Source organism: Spirosoma sp. 209, from assembly GCF_002006735.1.
In the GTDB taxonomy this organism is placed as follows: Bacteria; Bacteroidota; Bacteroidia; order Cytophagales; family Spirosomataceae; genus Spirosoma; species Spirosoma sordidisoli.
Genome location: NZ_MVEC01000024.1, coordinates 37,335 through 57,627, shown reverse-complemented (window position 1 = coordinate 57,627; position 20,293 = coordinate 37,335). Strand labels below are relative to the sequence as shown.

11 protein-coding genes are annotated in these 20,293 nt (G+C 60.8%); 5 read left to right on the top strand and 6 right to left on the bottom strand.

Features of this window, described 5'->3' with window-relative positions:
* Positions 1–2: 2 nt before the first annotated feature.
* The 6 genes from B1C80_RS26325 to B1C80_RS26300 all read right to left on the bottom strand — a co-directional run bounded on the left by B1C80_RS26325 (position 3) and on the right by B1C80_RS26300 (position 4,926).
* Positions 3–455, bottom strand: coding sequence for an META domain-containing protein (locus B1C80_RS26325; protein WP_077924188.1), 453 nt, complete (start codon positions 453–455; stop codon positions 3–5).
* Positions 456–457: 2 nt separating this feature from the next.
* Positions 458–898, bottom strand: a complete 441-nt coding sequence (locus tag B1C80_RS26320; RefSeq protein WP_077924187.1) for an META domain-containing protein — start codon at positions 896–898, stop codon at positions 458–460.
* Between the two features lie 15 nt (positions 899–913).
* Positions 914–2,155: a serpin family protein gene (locus tag B1C80_RS26315; RefSeq protein ID WP_077924186.1), complete on the bottom strand. Its 1,242-nt coding sequence runs from the start codon at positions 2,153–2,155 to the stop codon at positions 914–916.
* Positions 2,156–2,223: 68 nt separating this feature from the next.
* Positions 2,224–2,703, bottom strand: a complete 480-nt coding sequence (locus B1C80_RS26310) for a hypothetical protein (RefSeq protein WP_236648933.1) — start codon at positions 2,701–2,703, stop codon at positions 2,224–2,226.
* A gap of 8 nt (positions 2,704–2,711) precedes the next feature.
* Positions 2,712–4,352: a hypothetical protein gene (locus tag B1C80_RS26305; protein WP_077924185.1), complete on the bottom strand. Its 1,641-nt coding sequence runs from the start codon at positions 4,350–4,352 to the stop codon at positions 2,712–2,714.
* Positions 4,353–4,371: 19 nt separating this feature from the next.
* Positions 4,372–4,926 carry an RNA polymerase sigma factor gene (locus tag B1C80_RS26300; RefSeq protein ID WP_077924229.1) on the bottom strand — a complete coding sequence of 185 codons (555 nt, stop codon included), beginning with the start codon at positions 4,924–4,926 and terminating at the stop codon, positions 4,372–4,374.
* A gap of 203 nt (positions 4,927–5,129) precedes the next feature.
* Here B1C80_RS26300 and B1C80_RS26295 point away from each other — a divergent pair, with 203 nt between their 5' ends.
* The 5 genes from B1C80_RS26295 to dinB all read left to right on the top strand — a co-directional run bounded on the left by B1C80_RS26295 (position 5,130) and on the right by dinB (position 20,293).
* Positions 5,130–5,975, top strand: a complete 846-nt coding sequence (locus B1C80_RS26295) for a sugar phosphate isomerase/epimerase (protein ID WP_077924184.1) — start codon at positions 5,130–5,132, stop codon at positions 5,973–5,975.
* Between the two features lie 327 nt (positions 5,976–6,302).
* Positions 6,303–9,338 (top strand): PVC-type heme-binding CxxCH protein, encoded by a 3,036-nt coding sequence (locus B1C80_RS26290; RefSeq protein WP_077924183.1) that lies wholly within the window; start codon positions 6,303–6,305, stop codon positions 9,336–9,338.
* Between the two features lie 363 nt (positions 9,339–9,701).
* Positions 9,702–12,857, top strand: a complete 3,156-nt coding sequence (locus B1C80_RS26285; RefSeq protein ID WP_161492823.1) for a T9SS type A sorting domain-containing protein — start codon at positions 9,702–9,704, stop codon at positions 12,855–12,857.
* Between the two features lie 104 nt (positions 12,858–12,961).
* Positions 12,962–19,081: an alpha-2-macroglobulin gene (locus tag B1C80_RS26280; RefSeq protein WP_077924181.1), complete on the top strand. Its 6,120-nt coding sequence runs from the start codon at positions 12,962–12,964 to the stop codon at positions 19,079–19,081.
* A gap of 117 nt (positions 19,082–19,198) precedes the next feature.
* On the top strand, positions 19,199–20,293 hold the full coding sequence (dinB, locus tag B1C80_RS26275) for a DNA polymerase IV (RefSeq protein WP_077924180.1): 1,095 nt from the start codon (positions 19,199–19,201) through the stop codon (positions 20,291–20,293).

Here is a 20,293-nt window from a genome sequence, read left to right as displayed (position 1 = left end):
GATCAGCGTTTTTCGTACACCAGTACCCCACGTTCGTTATCCTGCGTATAGAACAGCCGCAGCCGGTTTTGGCTGGTCAGTTCGTAACGCGTAACCGCCTGAAGGCGATTGAAATAGGTCAGCTCGAACGCCAGCGCTTCGGGCGGTCCGGCGCGTTTGGTGCTGGAAACGGGACCTATCGTTATGTCGGCAGCAGCGGGGTCTTTGTACGTCAGAGTTGTCGTATACAGGTTGACTGACGACTCGCCCGACAGCCGGAATGCCTTGTCGGGTTCCCGTTCCCAGGTTTGCATGCCGCGCTCGATCAGGAGCGTTACCGGATAGTCGGCCTCAAGCAGCGTCCAGTTGCCGGTCAGCTGTTCCGCGTTGGCGGGGACTACGGTGTCTGTGTTGCGCTCACAGCCCGAAAATGACATGGTCAGAGCTGCGAGGCATACCAATACCAGCGCTTTCATGGCTATTGTGTTTTGTCAAACTCCAGCACGCCCGGCTGCGGAGTACCGAAGTACAGCCGGAGCCGGTTGGTGCTGGTGATGTCGAAACGAACTACGGACTTCAGGTTCTTGAAATACACGTCTTCAAACTGCATGGCATCGGTCGACCCCGCCATCTCGGTAGTACTCAGCCGCGTAACGATCATCATCCCGTCCAGCGCAGCCGACATCCGGCCCGAGTAGGTATTCACCGCCGACTTACCGCTCGTCAGAAAGGGCGTCACGTCGTCGGGTGGGTTGGCTGTATCGAGCGCCAGCTGTAACGTTACCGGATAGGGCGACGCCGGTTCGCGGAGTTGCCAGGTGCCTACCAGTTGGGCCACGTTCTCGGGCAGTACGTGTTCACCCCGTTGGCAGGCGCCGATCAGCAGCCAGGTTAACGACAGAAGGAGAAGCGATTTCATGCGGTATGCCCCCGGTTAGGGAGCCGTTTGGGTCGGGTCGGCTATTTTGCCGACGAAGAGTACGGTGCCGCTCGTTTTCTCGTGAATGACGAATACGAACGGCCGGTCGCAAAGATACGACAGGGGCGCAGACGTGACTGAGATGCCACCGGTCGTGACGGCTGCAGCTTCCGTGCCTTTTTCATCAACTGCCACAAACGTATTCTGTTTAACAAAGCTCAGCAGCAGCCCGCCGTTGGCGTTTATCTTCGTAAAGTCGGCCCGATCCGTAAAGGCGGTTGGCATACCCATCGCCGTCAAGACATCGTTCAGCTTGATTTCGTAGCTGAGGGTGAACTTGGGCAGGCCAATGTCGATAGTGCCGCTGGTCAGTTCGCTCTGGAGGCTGGTCCAGCTGGCGCCGTTCAGCGACTGAATCAGGGCATCGGCGGAGGTGTTCTGGCTGGGTAGCAAAACCGTCATGGCGTAATTGCCGGCGCCGTAGGGCAGCTCAAACGCCGTATAGGTTGGTTTGAAGGCCCGGCGCAGGGTGGTGTTAAGCCGCATCATCCGAACGGTACGCTGACCGCCCGATGTCAGCGTAAAGGGCGCATCGATGGTCTGGTCCGGCTTGAACTCCGTTTTCCAGTCGCCTTTGAAGTACAGCGCATTCATCAGAAACAGCACATCCTGATCCGAAATCTGGTCGATCACCTTCGGAATCCGGCCGTTGGTTTTCTGACTGGCCCAGCCGTTGATCTTGCCTACGGTAGCCGGACTGGTAAAGTCCTCGGCCTGTATCTCAGCCCTGAACGACTGCTTCAGCAGATTCTGGAACGAGGGTTCGACGGGAAACGTATTTCGGCTCCAGACCGAGTTGGCCAGCGCCAGCGTCACCCTAGGGTCAACGGTAGGCAGGTTTTCGATCAGGTTCTGGTAGGTAGCGTTGGCCTCGCTGAGCGTCTGCGCATCGAGGTTCAGCGTTTTCTGGATCTCCTGAGCCGTTTGTCCGTTGGCACCGTTCAGGATCATACCCAGGGCCATATGCAGGCTCAGGGGCGATACGAACGTATTCGTGGCGGCTCCTTCTTTCTGGCTTATGCGTTTGGCAAAATCGAAGGCAAAGCGGTTTGTTTGATCCGCAAAGGCGGCCGGTACTTTCAGCTGGCCCGTCTGATTCTGGGTATCGGGGGCCAGCGTTGAATCGGTACAGCCAATCCCCAGCAGCACAAAGCCAGCCATGGCCAGGGCAAGTGTTGAGAATGAGGTCGTTTTCATAGCTAACAGGGGTCAGGGGCAGGCATCCGATTGGGTACTGATCAACCCGATACCGGCCAGGTTCACACTTACGGACAGTCGCTGAAAGCCTCGCGTTGCTGCCGGAGGGCGTTGACCAGCGGCTCGAACCCCGGAATAGTCTTGCCAAACGGAAAGGTAACGCGATGGCGACTGTCGTTTTGTTGCAGCTCGATGTATTCGGCCCCACCGTCGGCACAATCGGGGCAGCCGATCACGTTCGGCTGTTTGCGAAACGCATCGAGGTCGGCCGCGGCTGCGCGCAGGGTAGTCCAGTCGGCCGCGCTGATGGTTCGTTCGCAGGTCTTGTCGGGCGTCTGGGTTTGCGTACGGGTACCACCCTGGGTAAGGGTAACGCTGGTGCCGTTGAAGACATAATCTTTACGGCAGCTGTTGCCTACGCACATGCCAAACGAGGTGCCTGTCCGGATCGTGATCGGGGCCGTATCGGTAAGCGGCTGCTCCGCTACGCTCGAACACTGACCGAACAGGAGCGCCGACATAAACGCGGTTATAAGTAGCTTGATCATGGCTCAGTTCAGAAATGATAATCGACACCAAACGTCATACCGGTCGAGGTTGGCCGGGTCTGTATGGGCGAGTCGACCGGCGTACCGGGACTCAGCGAGGGCTGATAAACCCCCGCTACCGAGGCCGACCAGCGCTGCGACGGGCGGTAGCGGAACCGGGCTCCCATCGTGGCCGCCAGCGACACGGGGCGGTATAGACCGTCTTTTGCTGTTATAACCAGTTCGTCGGCTACGGTGTTCCGGACAAAGATGTTAGTGAGCAGACCACCCAGCAGGGCCATACTCAGCCGCTTGCGCGGCCGGAGCTGGTAACCGACCTGCATCGGTACCTGAATGTACTGATAGTCGTTGGTAACGGCCTGGCTGTTGCGGATATCGTAGTTGTTCGGATCGGCCGCCCGGTTGGCGCTCATCAGGTTGTCGTAGGCGAACTGAGCGGTGCTGCCGTTTTTGGTGACCGAGGGCTGGCCCAGCTGGCTCCGCAGCAGATCGGTATAGAGCGAACTGGTACCGGCCACGGTGGCCGCACTGCTGGTATTGTTGACCATCTGCAAACTGTAGACGTTAGCCGGACGGGGGCTGTCGACCGTCGACCGGCCGGCCAGGTACCCGACGCCCGACTCCAGCGACCAGTGTTCGGTGAGCTGAACCCCGGCCGCAGCCTGGTAGGCTATCGAGAAGTTGGCCCGGCTCGATACCGTTGGCGAGGTCGCGCTGGCAGCCACGCCCGACATCCGCACGACCGATGGGATCTGCGTCGATACGGCCGGGTCGAAGGCGCCCGGCATCACACTGACCGACGCCCATAACGACCGCTCCGACCGTTTCGTGGTTTGCTCGAGCGGCATGTCGTCAGCCGGGTCGGCGGGCCGGAACCAGACAATCCGCTGAATCGCGCCCGGACCGCGAAGCTTCAGCCCCCGGCCTTCGAGCCGATCGTAGTTGGCCGAAGTCAGCTGGTCAGCCGTTGCGGAGTTGGCGGACAGGATGGTCGACTGACGGTCAAACGCGTTGGCGGGCATCGGACTCGCTGTCAGGGCCAGAGTCGGTGGGGTAGCGCCGGTAGCCACTGGACCTGCCGCCGACTCTGGATTAGTCGTTTCTGTAGCGGAAACGGCCGAGGCCGACCGGGCAGATTGAGTGGATCGCTGCGGTCTGTTCAACGCCAGCGTCGGCATCTGACGGGACAATCGACGACCGCTGACCGATCCCGTTGGGCTCGGTTCAGACGCGGCTGACAACGAAGGCTGCTCGGCCCCAACGGGCGAACTGGCGGGCGCGCTGGTCGATGCCATACCATCCGTTGCCGAACCGACAACAGACGGCTGACCTGGTTGCTGGCGGTCGGGCTGCGTAGTCGGGTTAGCCGGAGCCGCCGACTGCCGGGTGGCGACAGACTGGCGGCTTTGTTCGGTAGGCATGACCCACCAGCCCACTAGTAGCAGCGCCACGGCGGCTGCCAGGCCAGCGGCCCAGCCAAACGGCCGCGACAGGACCGGTCCTGCCCCCCAGAGCGGGACGATGCCGGTTTTGTCGGACTCGTCCAAACGCCGTTCGATAGCATCCCACACGCGGGGGGGGGGTGCGTCGTCGGCCTCGTCGAAGACCTTCCGCCACAGATCGTCCGGTATGTTTCGTTCGTCACTCATTATCTATGTTGTTGTTCATTCAGATTGGCCGGCCTTCGGCAGTTCGGCCATCCTGTTGTAGTTTCTGTTGAAGAAGGCTCCGGGCCCGGGCGTACTGTGATTTTGAGGTGCCCTCGGCAATGTCGAGCATGTCGGCAATTTCCGGATGGTTGTAACCCTCAATGGCATATAGATTAAATACCGCCCGGCAGCCCGGCGGTAATTCCTGAATCAGTTCCAGCAGGTATTTATAGTTCAGCGTCGGCAGACTCTGGTCGGCCTGGGGTAGAACAGGAGCCAGCTCCTGCACGTCGGCCGCATGCTCCCAGGGTTTTTGTTTCCGGATGTGCTTAAGCGCCGTATTGATAACGATCCGCTTCAGCCAGGCCTCCAGCGGACACTCGAACCGGAACGAGTCGATGTGCCGAAACACTTTCACGAACGCATCCTGCAACACGTCTTCGGCCTCGTCAGGGTCCTTAATGTACCGTTTGCATACGACAAAGAGCTTCCCGGCAAACCGCTCATAGAGCTGTCGCTGTACAATCCGGTCCTGCCGACGGCACCCTTCGACTAATGCATATTCATCCTGCATATCAACGCTGACAATTCCAAAGACCCGCTGCTTTAGCAAACGGTTGGAAGTCAGATAAAATTTTTTGTACACCTTTCAAAGCGGTAAGTTAGCCGCCCTGCTCTCTTATACAATTATCGCGCCTGAGGGCATTGTCTGGCTGTCAGGCAGATTGGCGGAACTACGTATATTTGATATCCCTTACCCTATATGATTTTTTCTTCATGAATCGTCGTGATGCGCTGCGTTATTCTCTGGGCCTTGGCGTAGCCGCGCTGGCCTGTCCTGCGCTGGCAACGACCAGCCGCTTCAACATTGGTGCCTGCGACTGGTCGATCGGTTCGGCAGGGGCTATCGACGCCTTCGCCGTGGCTCGTCAGATCGGTCTCGACGGCGTGCAGGTTAGCCTCAACACGGTCGCCGACCACGATCATCTCCGCAAACCCGAGGTTCTGCAAGCGTATAAAGAAGCCGCCCGGCAGGCCGGCGTTGGCTTCGGTGGGCTGGCCATTGGTCTACTGAACACCATTCCGTACAAGTCAGATCCCCGAACCGATGCCTGGGTGCAGGATAGTATCGACGTGGCCCGGGCGTTGGGGGTCAAAAACGTATTATTGGCTTTTTTTTCGAATAATGATCTGCGTAATGACAAAAAAGGTCAACAGGTAGTTATCGATAAACTGAAAGCAGTAGCTCCCAAAGCGGAGAAAGCCGGCGTAACGCTGGGCATCGAGTCGTGGCTATCGGCGCCGGATCATCGGGCGCTGATCGACGCTGTGGGGTCACCGGCGGTAAAAGTGTATTATGATGTCTGCAACGCAACGGTAGAGGGCTACGACATTTTCAGGGAGATGCGCGAGCTGGGTACCGACCTGATCTGCGAAGTACACCTGAAAGAGAACGGCTTCCTGCTGGGCAAAGGCAAAATCGATCTGGTGAAGGTTCGCCAGACACTCGACGAGATCGGCTACACGGGCTGGCTTCAGATCGAAGGAGCCATCCCGAAAGGGCAGCCGATCCTGGCCAGCTACATCGAAAACAACCGAACCGTCCGAACCCTGTTCGGCTAGCCGTAGAGACGCGACCGCACCGGCGCCCCGGCCTTCGCGTCTCTTGTCCGGATGGTATACCGGGGAAGGAATTGTTGCTGACGCGTATGAGACGCGATGGCCGGTGCGCCGGTGCGATCGCGTCTCTACCTGTCCGGATGGTATTGTGTTGCCTACCGGGGAAGGAATTGTTGCTGACGCGTATGAGACGCGATGGCCGGGGCGCCGGTGCGATCGCGTCTCTACCTATCCGGATGGTTACGTTGTCTGCGCGATGGTTTAGGGCGATGCGCCTGAGATGCGCCTGTCGGGCGGTCGCGGTTTTTTGATTTGAATCTTAACGTACGTATGAAAATAACGTTTTCCGAATCTCTTTTTCCGGTTGTGCTGGTCGCGGGTTTTCTGACCGTAGCGACGCCGGTTGTTCAGCCGAAATTGACAACGACTGTGGTTCCGTCGGCCGAACCCAGCCGGCAGCATAGCGTTGTGGTGGGCGACGATTCGAGCCGACTGTACCTGCCCGACGACCTCGAAGCGACGCTGTGGGCCGAATCGCCGATGTTTTACAATCCGACCAACATGGATATCGACGCCCGGGGCCGGGTGTGGGTTACCGAAGCGGTCAACTACCGGAAGTTTAACAACAAAGCCGACCAGCGCCTGAACCACCCCGAAGGTGAGCGCGTCATCATCCTGGAAGATACCAATGGCGACGGCAAGGCCGACGCGAGTAAGGTGTTCGTGACCGATCCGGACCTGGTATCGCCCCTCGGCATTGCGGTCATCGGCAATAAGGTTATTGTCTCCTGCGCGCCCAGCCTGGTGGTATACACCGACGAAAACGGCGACGATAAACCCGACCGCAAAGAGGTGCTGCTGACCGGCTTCGGCGGCCTCGACCATGACCATGCGCTCCACGCCCTGGTGGCCGGCCCCGATGGCAAGTATTACTTCAACACGGGAAATGCCGGACCGCACGTGGTCACCGACAAAGACGGCTGGACACTCCGCTCGGGAAGCCTCTACGTTGGTGGCACGCCTTATAACAAAATCAACCACGGCAATCAGGTTAGCGACGATGGTCGCGTCTGGGTGGGCGGGCTGGCCCTGCGCATCAACCCCGATGGCTCGGGCCTGAAGGTGATGGGGCACAACTTTCGCAACAACTACGAAACCGCCCTCGACTCGTACGGCAACATGTGGCAGAACGATAACGACGACCAGGTGGTGGCCTGCCGAACGAGCTGGCTGATGGAAGGAGGCAATGCCGGCTACTTCAGCAGCGACGGCACCCGCTACTGGCAGGGCGACCAGCGACCCGATCAGTCGATTCAGACCGCCCACTGGCACCAGGACGACCCCGGCGTGATGCCCGTGGGCGACATTACCGGCGCGGGCTCGCCCACGGGGGTAGTCGTGTACGAAGGCGACGAACTGGGCCCTGCCTACCGGGGCATGCTGCTAAGCGCCGAAGCGGGCCGGAATGTGATATTCAGCTACAAACCCGACGTCTGGGGAGCCGGGTACCGCCTGCCCCGCACCGACTTCATCAGCACCTTCCCGAAGGTAGATGAGAACTACAAATGGAACGATAAGACCAGCGATACCCGCAAGTGGTTCCGCCCCAGCGATATAGCTGTGGGTACCGACGGGGCTCTTTACATTGCCGACTGGTACGACCCCGTTGTGGGTGGTCATCAGATGCAGGACCAGCAGGGCTACGGGCGTATCTATCGGATAACTCCGCGCGGGCGTCGGCTGAGAGCGCCCCGGCTCGATTTACGCACCACCCAGGGGCAGATTGCCGCGCTACTCAGCCCGGCCGTGAACGTACGGATGCTCGGTTTCGAAGCGCTCAAACAACAGGGCGACGATGTAATCGAACCGGTAAAAGCCCTGCTGTCGTCGGGCAATCCGTACCATCGGGCGCGGGCTATTTTTATGATGGCGCACCTGGGCTCCGAAGGACAGTTTGAGGTCGAACGGCTTCTGAAAGCGGCCGATGCACCCATGCGGATAGCCGCCATCCGGGCCCTGCGCAGCATCACCCCCGAAAATTCCAGGTCCAATCCGGGCCTGACTACCTCGCAGCGGGCGTTGCTGCCGCTACTGGGTAACCTGGCGCTCGACCCCAGCGCGGCTGTTCGGCGCGAGGTGGCCATCGCCATCCGGGATGTGCCCTATACCGATTGCCGCTTCATACTCCTGAACCTGGTCAAAGGCTACGACGGGCAGGATCGTTACTACCTGCATGCCCTCGGTATAGCCGCTGGCGGAAAAGAAGAAGCCCTGTTTGCGGATCTCCGTCCGACCCTGCCCCAGGACCCTACACGGTGGGATCAGCGCGTAGCCAGCCTGGTCTGGGAGCTGCATCCGGCCTCGTCGGTCCCCCTGCTGAAAAAACGCGCCGAAGCCCAGACCCTTACCGCCGACTCCCGACGGCAGGCCATTACGGCACTCGGGTTCATTAACGACAAGTCGGCGGCCCTGACCATGGTTGAGCTGACCAAATCGCCGGAGAAAGACGTAGCCGACCAGGCCCGGTACTGGACGGGCTTCCGGCGCGGTAACGACTGGGCCTCGCTGCTGAACTGGGACGAGGTGATGCCGGTGAAACAATCGGCCGATGAGCAGAAGATGCTAGCGAAGCGGCAAATCCTGCTGGATGAGTACAAGAGCGATGCCGAAAAGCGGAAAGTAGCGATGGAAATGGCCCGTACGGCGGCCGGTGGGCAGATACTAGTCGGTCTGGCCGCTGACAAAAAACTGCCCGACAACCTGCGTACCTACGTAGCCGACGCCATCCTGAAAAACCCCGACCAGAGCGTACGAACCATGGCGAAGGAATACTTCAGCCGCCGGTCTGCGCCTAAACCAGCCGCCCCCGTAGAGACCGCCAGCCCGGTTTCGTCGGTAGCCAGTGCGCCGTCGGCCAGTCCGGCCAGTAGCGAATCGATTACGCAGATCGCCATGCTGACCGGCGACGCCAGATCCGGGCTGACGGTCTTCAAAAACAACTGCTCGACCTGCCATCGTTACAAACAGCAGGGCAACGATGTGGGCCCCGAACTTACCCAGATTCATCAGAAATTCGACAAAAACGCCCTGCTCGACGCCATTGTGAACCCCAGCGCCGGGATTGCGTTTGGCTACGAGCCCTGGCTCATCACGACCAAAAAAGGGCAGACTTACTACGGGTTCCTGGTCAGCGATGGGGAGCAGTCGGTCGTCGTGAAAGGGGTGACGGGACAAAAACATACGGTTCCAACCGATCAGGTCTACTCGCGCCGACAGTACAAGACAAGCCTCATGCCCGACCCAAAAGCGATGGGCCTTTCTAGCCAGCAACTGGCTGATCTGACGGCCTTTCTGCTCAGGCAATAGCCGTTGCAGTCCGGCCGGTCTGGCATGTCCGGACCGACCGGGCTGTACAGTCGGGCTGCCGCTTACTCAGGTACATTTCGGAATAGCGTATCGATTTTGAGTTGGGTGTTACCTTAATAGAGATTTTATCATAATATATTGCCCCAAGTTACTTTTTGGTGTAATATTTGGTGTAAATTCCTTTTACAGGTATTCGCTTTATTCAAAATGAAAAATTTTTTACAAGTTTGCAGCGGACTGTGGTTGCTGGTTGGGTTACTGTGTGTTACCACACAGGCTCATCCGGCGGCTTTGGCGCCCGGGCTGCAACGAGTAAACCTCTCGATACAAGCGATTGGCATGGTCAAACTCCCGACCATAGCTGTGCCACAGGACAGTCTTGTCAAGCCAGCTGCCGACACAACCGGCCTGTTAATCACCCAGCTATCGACCCAGGCGCTCTGCCCCGGCGGTTCCTTACAGATTTATTTCTCGGCCGAAAAACCGCTCTCGGCTACCGGCGTCGTTACGGCTGACCTCATCAACCGGGTTAGCGCGGCCGTTGTGAGCATTCCCGTAAGCGGCACCGCCAGCCCCCTCCGGCTAACCGTACCGGATACGCTGGTGCCGGGTTCGTACCGGCTGCGGCTACGGACGGCAGGCGCAGTCGGTACCTACGCTGGGGCCATCAACATCAACCCGGTACCGATTGTCAACCTGCGCGGGTCAACCACTATCCGCCGGGGCGAACCAGCCGTTGTTACGCTCGATGTAACCGGCATTGGCCCGATCTCCATCAACCTGAGCGATGGAAGTCAGGTCCCGACCGAGGGGCTGGAACGGACCATATTCCGATCGGTCAGCCTGTTTCCTGACACCACCACCACCTACCGGGTTACCGGACTGACGTCGGGCTGCGGCACGGCGGGGACCATCAGCGGCTCGGCGGTGGTTACGGTGCAGCCCAGTGTGCGGATCGACTCGCTGTCGAGCTACCGATTTTGCGGGGGCGATACCATCCGGGCGTATCTGTCGGTCGACTCGGCCGCGCTGGGGGCCAGTCCGGCGGCCTGGGCGTTTCTGATCGGACCACCCACCAGCGCCACCGGTAACCTGGGCTCGTATACCGGCTACGGTACGGTCCTCAGCATCCGAAACCGGGTGATGACGGTTGTGCTGCCCGGCCCCGGGCAGGGCGATATTTATTCGGGCGTTTATGCGGTGCAGGTTCGCTACCCCGACGGGGCCGAACAGGCGCAGTTTGGCGTCGTGCATAACCGGCTGGTTCATGTCGGTACGGTGCCCAGAGCCATCTTGCCGGCTAATTTCAGTACCGAGCTGGACAAACCTCAGGGCATTAACTTCCAGGTTACGGTAACGGGCGGGCGCGATTACGAGATTACCCTGTCTGACAGTACCACCCGACGCGTAAAAACCGACGAGGATTTCTACACCCAGGTGGCTCGCTTCGACCTGTTTGTCGACAAAACCACGACCTATACCGTTCGGTCTGTTCGCAACAGCTGTGGCGTCGGCACCACCGAGGGGCAGGTAACGATCAACGTTCGCCAGCCCGATGAGCGGGTGCTGTACCTGAAACGACCCGACAGCCTTTATTGCCCGGGTAGCCTGCTGCGGGTAAGTTTCGGTCTGTCGGGTACCTATACGGCCGCCAACCGGTTCCGGCTCGAACTGTCTGACGGTCTTGGTACATTCTACGGCAATTATGTCGATACGGTTCGTACGGCGGCCGATACGCTTCAGTTCCGGGTGCCGCAGGAGGCCAGTTTCTACAAGCTGCGGCTGGTGGCTACCGACTCGGGCGTGGTCAGCAACGAGACGGGCTTCTACGTATCCGAGTTTGCCCCGAAAGCAACCCTGGCCATCACCCCCGACGATCGACGGGCGGGCTATACCGACGGCGTTACGACCGTAGTCCTGCCGGGCGCGTCGGCCGAGCTGGTGCTTGGTTTTCAGGGGCAGCCGCCGTTCCGCTACGAACTCTCCGACGGCACAAAAGGCCAGACCAACGCCACCTTCGTATCGCTGAAGCGGTTTCCGCAGACATCGGCCACGTATTACCTCAAAAGTCTGACCGACGGCTGTAGCACGGCGCCAGCCAGTAATACCGTAGCTCTGACCGTACAGCCGTTCCTGATGCAGATTGGAACGGTAAACAGTCACGCCTGCCTTGGCAACGAGCTACCCGTCCCCATCGTAACGGCCGGGCGCGTTCCGGACAGCGCCACGCTGGTTGTACAGGCCGCTACCGACAGCGCCACCGGAACCTACCGCGACCTGCCAACCGCCGGGCTGCTGCCCAGCCTGCGGGTAACGGTAGATACGGCCATGATCGGGAAAAACCTGTTTCTGCGGGTGGTTGCCAGAACCAGCAGCCTGACCCTGACCAGCCTGCCTACGGCCAACCCGATAACCGTGCGAAGCGCGCCCAACGTTACCCTGACTACGCCCGACGGCCAGACCGCCGTTCAGCTGGAACCCAATCAGACCAGCGCTGAACTGAAGGTGGCCAGTAAAGCCCGCGATGTGTTTTCGGTGCGGCTGAGCGATAATCAGCTGCTCGACGGGTTTGCCAACGGGAGCCTGTTCGTGGCGCCCGCCAGCACCACGGCCGCCAGTATGTTTACTATTCAGCGCGTATACAACGTTTGCGGGTACGGTACGGCTTCGGGGCAGGTGCGGGTGAGCTACAAACCCGGGCTGCGCGGACTGACCGCTACCGACAGCCTGCTGTGCGCTGGTAGTTCCTGGACCGTTGGTTACGAGCGGGTGGGGGAGCTGGCGGCCGACAACCGATTTGTGTTCTCCCTGCGCGACAGTACCGGCCAGCTAACCCGGCTCACCGAAACAACGGCCGTTCAGGGCCAGCTGACTCTGCCGGTTCCGAAGGTGCAGAAAGCGGGCTCGTACTCCCTGCACGTCGAAGCGACGTCGCCGGCCCTGACGCTGGTCAACAGCGGCCCCAGGCTGGTAGTCCGGGCTCTGCCTACCGCATCGCTGACCGGCACGGCCAGTGTCATCAAGGGAGACTCGGCGGGGGTAAGCGTGGCCCTGACCGGCAGCGCCCCCTGGAGTTTTACGGTGAGCGGGCCGGGCGGCAGCCAGACCGTTACGACCGGCCAGTCGCCCTACCGCATTCGGATTCGGCCCGATACCACGGTTACGTACCGGCTGGCGGGGGTTTCGAACGGCCAGTGTGGTACGGGTATCGCCAGCGGCACGGCTGTCATTACGGTAACCATCCTGACCGCCAGCGAACCGGCGCTTCCGCTCTCGGTATCGGTCTACCCCAACCCAACCAGCAGCTACCTGCGCATCAGCGGCCAGTGGGAAGGCGGCCCGGCCGTAACGCTCCAGCTGATCGACGCGTCGGGACGACCAGTGCTGGATGAGTCGGCGGGGCGTTCGTTTGGGGCTTTCGCGCGCGAAGTCGATCTGAGCCCGTTCCCGACGGGGGTTTACCTGCTCCGGATTCGGGTGGGCGACCGGACGGAGGTTCGGCGGGTGGTAAAGCAGTAGGCAATTAAACCCTTTAGCTCGAAACGGTATCCTAGCTACACCGCGTGTGGAAATGTCCGCGTACCTTCATCTCATCGGGTACGAATCCCACAGGCCAACAAACTATGAACCGTTTCTTCACCGTATTGCTGTTGCTGAGCGCCTTATCGGCCACGGCCCAGAAAAATAGACCCGATCCGACCTTTGCCCAAGATTGGAAACAGGCCGATTCACTCCTGAAAAAAGGCCTGCCCAAATCGGCACTCGAGATCGTTAACCGGATTTATACCCGCGCCAGAGCCGACCGAAACCACCCGCAGGTGGTGAAAGCGGCCATGTACCGGCTGTCCCACCAGCCCTACTCGACCGAGGATGTCCATGCCGAACTGATCGAGTCGCTCCGGCGCGACGTGGCCGATTCGCCCGCGCCCGCCCGGAATGTGCTGCAATCGATTCTGGCCGAAACGTACTGGCAGTACTATGAGCGAAACCGCTGGAAGTTTCAGAACCGCCGAACCGACGATCAGGCGTCGGCCGACCCCCGCACCTGGGATCTGCGTCGGCTGGTGGCCGAATCCGTTACGGCCTACGAAGCGTCGCTGAAGCCGCTCGATCTGCTCCGGAAAACACCCGTTTCGGCTTTCGATCTGGTCATTGAGAAAGGCGATGCGGAGTCGCGGTTGCTGCGGCCAACGCTTTACGACTTTCTGGCGCATCGGGCGCTGGCCTTTTACCGGAACACAGAACCCGATATCATCCGGCCGGCCAACCGGTTCGCGCTGGACCAACCGGCCTATCTTGCCGATGCGGCCACGTTTCTGAAAACACCGCTCACCAGCTCCGATACGCTCTCGCTGCGATTCCGGGCCTTGCAGGGCTACCAGCGCCTGATGGCGTTTCATGAGGCCGATGCCAATCCGTTGCCGCTGGCGGTAGTCGATGCCGCCCGGCTGGCGTTCGTGCATCAGTACAGCACCCTACCCAACAAAGACCTTCGCTACCAGCAGGCGCTGGAGCAGCGGATCAAAACCATTCGTAACCAGCCGGCCGAGCCGTTCTACGGGCTGGCGCTGGTTACGTTATGGGGCGAGCTGAGCAACCAGCGCCCGACCGGTGGCTGGCGACGGCGGGCGGCCGAACTGTCGGCCGATCTGCTTAAACGATTCCCCCAGACTACGCCCGAAATTAATAACCTGCGGCTGCTGCTCGACCAGCTCAGAACCCCGCTGGTCAGTATGCAGGTCGAAGAAGGTAACGCGCCTAACCAACCCATCCGGGCGTCGGTGACGTACCAGAACGTGCCAACCCTCTATTATCGCCTGGTTCAAACCAGTGTCGATGATCAGAACCGGGTGGACCGCCGGCGCAATCCCGACGACGGCAAAGGGCTGGCGCGGCAGTACCTGAAACGGCCCGTTCTGCACCAGGGCTCGGTCAGCCTGCCCGACGATGGCGATCTGCAGTCGCACCGGACCGAAATAGCCCTGCCTGCCCTGTCGCTGGGGCATTATGTGGTGCTAGTTGCCAATAAACCCGATATGTCGGAGGCCAGTGAGCTGCTGACCTACACGCGGCTTCACGTAACCAATATCGGGTACCTGATCGGGTATCGGCCGGTGCCGTTCAAACCAAGCAGGTCGGGCCAGTTCGACGATGTCGACAATCATTACACGCGTGATCCCAAGCTGTACGTGCTGAACCGGCAAACGGGCCAGCCCCTGCCTAACGCGCGGGTCGAACTGTTCGAGCAGGTGTATGTCAACAATTACCAGGAGCATCGGCGGCTCAACACCATGCGTACCGACGCTATGGGCGGGCTGGTCATACCCGACAAGGTTGCAGCGGGCGACCGTAGTTACCGGTTCCGGATCGTTACCCGACTCGATACCATCGATACCGAACCCGTATACTGGCCCGGCTACCAGCGAACCGAATCGAACACCGACGAGGACGAGATCCGGGCGCTGCTCTTCACCGACCGGGCCATCTACCGACCCGGACAGCCGATCTTTTTCAAGGGCGTACTGTACAAAGGCAAAACCGATGACTATCGGGTAGCGGCAGGCACGCAGACACAGGCCACGCTGGTCGATGTAAATGGCGAAACGGTATCCTCACTGACGCTGACCAGCAACGCCTTCGGTACGGTAGACGGGCAGTTTACGGCACCAACCGGTCGGCTGACGGGCGACATGAGCATCCGGGTCGAAAACAGCCAGACCAGCGTTCGGGTCGAAGAATACAAACGCCCGACATTCGAGGTAAAAGCCGCCCCGCTCAAAGGCAGCTACAAACTGGGGCAGCCGGTAGCGGTAACGGCTACGGCTAAAACCTTTGCAGGAGCAGTCGTCGATGGCGCTTCGGTACGCTACCGGGTTACGCGGCAACTTAAACCGCGCTGGATCTGGTGGGAGTGGAGCAACTACCTGCCGGACGGCCGCCAGAGCCTGCCAGTCGGGCCTGAAACCGAAATTGCCAACGGTACGCTTACGACCGATGCCACTGGCGCGGTGTCGCTTACGTTCGTGGCCCAGCCCGACTCGCTCATCGGTCGACAGACCAACCCGACGTTCAACTTCGTCGTCACCATCGACGTCACCGACGCGACCGGCGAAACCCGTTCGACCCAGCAAAGGCTCTCGATTGGATACTCGGCCCTGACGGCTACGCTCAACCTGCCCCCGCAGCTCGACAACCGCGACCAGTCCGTATCGATCCGCGTGACCAACGCCGGGGGCGAGCGCGTACCCGTAAGCGGTCAGCTAACCCTGTCGCCCCTGACTCCGCCCCGGCAACCCCTGCGCAAACGCCTGTGGGAAGCCCCCGACCGATATGCGCTGAGTCGGGAGGCCTTCAAAAAACTGTTTCCGGCCGATGTCTATGCCGATGAGGACAAGCTGACCAACTGGCCCAAAGGCGCTGCGGTCGAAACGGTGTCGATCAACCAGACCGACATGCTGAAGCTGGCCCTGAGCCGCTACCCGGCCGGTATCTATGCCGCCGATCTCCGCGTAACCGATGCGGCTGGTGAGAGCGCCACCCTGACGCAGTACGTTACCATTACGACCGAGGCCCAGCCGTTCGTTATGGCCCGGCCCGACGGCTGGGTGAAGGCGCTGCACACCGAGAGCAAACCCGGCCAGTCAGTAGCTTTTCTGCTGGGGGGCGGCCCCGGCCCGGTGCTGATGCGGGTAGCAAACAGGGGGGTAATTCGGGAGGAGCGCTGGCTCAAACTGACCGACGAACCCACCCGGGTTGAGGTACCCATCACCAGCGACTACCAGAACGGAATTTCCGTATGGTTCACCAGGGTGCAGAACGGCCGCAAGCTGGATGTAGACAAATCCATCACCCTGTCGAAACCCGACCGAAGGCTGCGGATCGAAACCCTGACGTTCCGCGATTTGCTCAAACCCGGGCAGGCCGAGCAGTGGACGCTCCGGATCAGCGGGCCGGGTAACGAACAGGTGCTGTCAGAACTGGTGGCTACCCTGTATGATGCATCGCTGGATGCGTTCGTGCCGCTCGACTGGCCCAGCGGTCCGGAAAGCCCAATTCTGTTCCACGACGCCGGACTGTATTGGTTACCAGCTAATTTCAAAACTGTTGCCAGTAATCGGTTCTGGTACGACTATCGGAACCGACAGCCAAGCGGACGCCGGTACGACGCGCTGGCTGGCTTCGGCGTAGATGGGCTCTCGTCGTCGCGGGCGTTGCAGCAAAGTGTTTCTGTAGGATACGGCCGGGCAGTGGCACCCCGCAAGTCGTTAAGTGGAGCCGTGGCTAAGGTAGCGACGATGGAAGCGGCCAGTGATAATGTGGTGGAGTTACGCGAAGCGGTAGCCGCCGAAACGCCGAAATCGACCAACACCAGTCCGTCGGTTTCACCGCGCCGTAACTTCAGCGAAACGGCGTTCTTCTTCCCGAAACTACAGACCGATGCGCAGGGCCGGGTGCTGCTCAGCTTCACCATGCCCGAAGCCCTCACGCGCTGGCGGCTGCTGGCGTTTGCGCATACGCCCGACCTGAAAACCGGCTCGTTCGAGCGTACCGTCGTGACGCAGAAAGAACTGATGATCACGGGTAACCTGCCCCGCTTTCTGCGCGAGGGCGACACGCTCCGGCTAACCGCCCGCATCAACAACCTGTCCGACAAAGTGCTCAGCGGCACGGCCCGTATCGACGCCGTCGACCCCGTTACCGGCCAGTTGCTCACCACCGTCCTCTTCGGGCCGGGCCGGGTCTCGCCCGATCAGGCGTTTACGGCCGCCAAAGGACTGAGCGCAGCCGTAGCCTGGACGGTCATCGTGCCGCCGGGGCTGGAGAATATAACTTTTCGCGTATCGGCCTCGGCCGGCGACTTTACCGATGCCGAAGAGCGAACCGTTCCCGTGCTGCCCAACCGGATGCTCGTGCTAGACAGCCAGCCCTTCTACGTGAACGGAGGAGGTAAAAAAGAGGTGCGGCTGAATGCGCTGGCCAGTCACTCGCCCGAGTTGCCGCTGTCGGCCGAGCGGCTGACGGTCGAGCTGACCAGCAATCCGGTCTGGACCGCCCTGCAGAGTCTGCCGTACCTGAACGAGTTTCCCTACGAGTGTGCCGAGCAGCTGTTCAGCCGGTTCTACGCCAATGCGCTGGCCAGCCACATCGTCAGCGCCCGCCCCGACATCCGGGCCGTAGCCAACGCCTGGGCCAAAAAAGCACCGGCCAACCCGCTCGAAACGAACCCCGAGCTGAAAAGCGTCACCCTCGACGAAACCCCCTGGCGACGCGACGCCCGCGACCAGACCCGCCAACAGGCGCAGATCGGCCGGTTTTTGCAGGCAGATAATCTGCTGGCCGGGCAGGAACAGGCCCTGCGGAAACTCCAGCTGTTGCAGGCCACTAACGGCGGCTTCGTCTGGTTTGCGGGTATGCCCATCGACCGAACCGTTTCGCTGCATCTGCTGGCGGGTTTCGGTCACCTGGCCCGGTTGGGGGTTACCCTGCCCGAAAATCAGCAGCAGCTGGCTACCGACCTGCAAACGCGGGCCCTGCCCTTCGTCGACGAAACCGCCCGGCAGTGGGTGCAGATACACAAACAGCGGAAACAGGCTGGTTACGATACGTTCTGGGCTGTTCAGTACCTATATGCCCGGTCGTTCTACCCGGCTCAACCTATGGCCGACAAGGCCGTTCGGGAGTACATGCAGAACCACATCACGAAAAACTGGCAGACAATGGCTATTCAGGAGCAGGCCCTGACGGCGCTGGCGCTGCACCGGCTGGGCGATCGTCAAACCCCGGTAGCTATCCTGAAGTCGCTCGGCGAACGGGCTGCGCAGTCCGACGAGCTGGGTATGTACTGGCCCGCCAACAAACCGGGCTATGCCTGGCAGCAGGCACCCATCGAAACGCAGGCATTGCTGATCGAAGCGTTTCAGGAGATTCTGAACGATACCCAATCGGTGAATGCCATGAAACAATGGCTGCTGAGCCAGAAGCGGACGCAGGCCTGGCCAAGCACCAAAGCCACCACCGAGGCCATCTATGCCCTGCTGCTCAACGGTGACGACTGGCTGAACACCCAGGCCACAACGGAGCTGCGGGTGGGTGGCCGGCCGGTCGATGTGGCCGCAGCGGGGCCGGTGGGTTACCAGAAAGTAACGTACCAGCCTGCCGAGATCAAACCGGAGCTGGGCGTAATCACCGTGAGCAAAACCGGCAGCGGCCCGGCCTGGGGCGGTATCTATTACCAGCACTTCGAACCTCTCGACCGCGTAACGCCCTCGTCGGCCATTAAAGCCGCCATGGGCAACCTGACCGTAACGAAGCAGCTGTTTCTGGAACGCGACAGCCCGGCCGGCCCCGTCAGCACGCTCGTCACCGACAAAACCGCCCTAAAACCCGGCGATCGGCTACGGGTTCGGCTCGAAGTGCGTACCGATCGGGATATGCAGTATGTACACCTGAAAGACAGCCGCGCGTCGGGTTTCGAACCAGCCGCCGACGGCGCCAGGGCCGTTTTGTCGGGCTACCGGTATCAGAATGGACTGGGTTACTACGAAGCCCCCCGCGACGCCAGCACGGACTTCTACCTGGACCGCCTGCCAACCGGCACCCACGTGTTCGAATATGGCCTGCGGGTGGTACATACCGGCGATTATGCGAGTGGGGTTGCTACGATCCAGTGTTTCTACGCCCCCGAGTTCTCGGCCCGCTCGGTCGGTACGCGCGTGCATGTACCGGCTCCCGCCGGGCGTTGAGGAGTGGTGGCCTGAGCAGGCGGTTAACAGCGTTCAACGGCTGCTCAGGCCATTCTAGGGCGGATGTTGCCGGGCCTGGGGCGGGATTCTGCGCGGTAAAATTTGTAAATTTGTCGGATGCCTGCTCAACCCGAACAGCCCGCCATTCGCCGGATTATCCATATCGACATGGATGCCTTCTACGCGTCGGTCGAGCAGCGCGACAATCCCGAATTACGGGGCAAGCCGGTGGCGGTAGGAGGTTCGCGGGCGCGGGGCGTGGTGGCTGCGGCCAGTTACGAAGCCCGCGTATACGGGGTCAGATCGGCCATGGCGTCGGTGACGGCCATCCGGCAGTGTCCGGAGCTGATCTTCGTCAAACCCCGGTTCGATGTGTATAAGGCCGTATCGGCCCAGATCCGGGCCGTGTTTGCCGACTACACCCCCCTGATCGAACCGCTCTCGCTCGATGAAGCCTACCTCGACGTAACCGAAAATCGGGCTGGCCTGCCGTCGGCTACGGATATGGCCCGGCAGATCAAAGCAAAAATCCGCGAAGCCACCGGACTGACGGCCTCGGCTGGGGTGTCGTATAACAAGTTCCTGGCCAAGCTGGCATCCGATCATCAGAAACCCGACGGGCTGTTCGTGATCAAACCCGCCGATGGTCCCCGTTTTGTCGAGACCCTGCTGGTCGGGCAGTTTCACGGGATCGGTCGCGTGACGGCGCAAAAGATGAACGCGCTGGGGATCTTCACCGGGCTCGACCTCCGCCAGCAGTCGGTTGCGTTTTTGCAGCGCCACTTCGGCAAGGCGGGCCAGTACTACTACCATATTGCGCGCGGCATCGACGATCGGCCCGTCAACCCCGACCGCGTCCGGAAGTCGGTCGGGTCCGAGAATACCTTCGAGACCGATCTGCACGAGCTACCCGAGCTGCTGGACGGCCTGCACCCCCTGGCCGATGAGGTCTGGCAGTACTGCCAGGGCCGGGGTATCCGGGGGCGCACCGTAACCGTCAAGATCAAGTTTGCCGACTTCCGGCAGATTACCCGCAGCCGCACGCTGTTATCGGCCGTTCCGTCGCAGGCGGTGCTGGCGCAGGTGGCGGGTGAGCTGTTGCAGAGTGTTCTGCCCGTTAGCCAGGGAATTCGGTTGCTGGGCGTGTCGCTGTCGGGACTGAATACGGAAGAAACCACGGGCAGCGGTCAGCTAACCCTGTTCGGCGACTAG